At 61.0% G+C, this 251-nt stretch carries 1 pseudogene; it reads left to right on the forward strand.

Annotation, left to right across the window (positions count from 1 at the left end):
* Nucleotides 1-132: 132 nt before the first annotated feature.
* Nucleotides 133-249 (forward strand): annotated as a pseudogene (locus tag SxD43FB_RS26275) (IS110 family transposase); the annotation flags it as partial.
* Nucleotides 250-251: the final 2 nt, after the last annotated feature.

The following is a 251-nucleotide window of genomic DNA, read 5'->3' on the forward strand; positions in this document are numbered from 1 at the left end:
CCCGCTGCTCCACCACCATACGAACCGCCCGCTCGCGGACTTCAGGTGAAAATTTGTTGGTTGTCTTGCTCATAACGGATGCTCCTTCTCACAAGTTGGAGCCTCCTGGAAACCCGGGGCGCTTCACAGGCGATCGCAGGCCGAACCGGGCCTCGCAAAGCGAAAGTCGCCCTGGCCAGGAAGCTGGCGGTAACATTGCACGCAATGTGGCGTACCAACACGACCTTCCGGGAGGCGGCCATGGCCTGATC

This window comes from Sphingobium sp. D43FB, assembly GCF_002312805.1.
Taxonomy (GTDB): domain Bacteria; phylum Pseudomonadota; class Alphaproteobacteria; order Sphingomonadales; family Sphingomonadaceae; genus Sphingobium.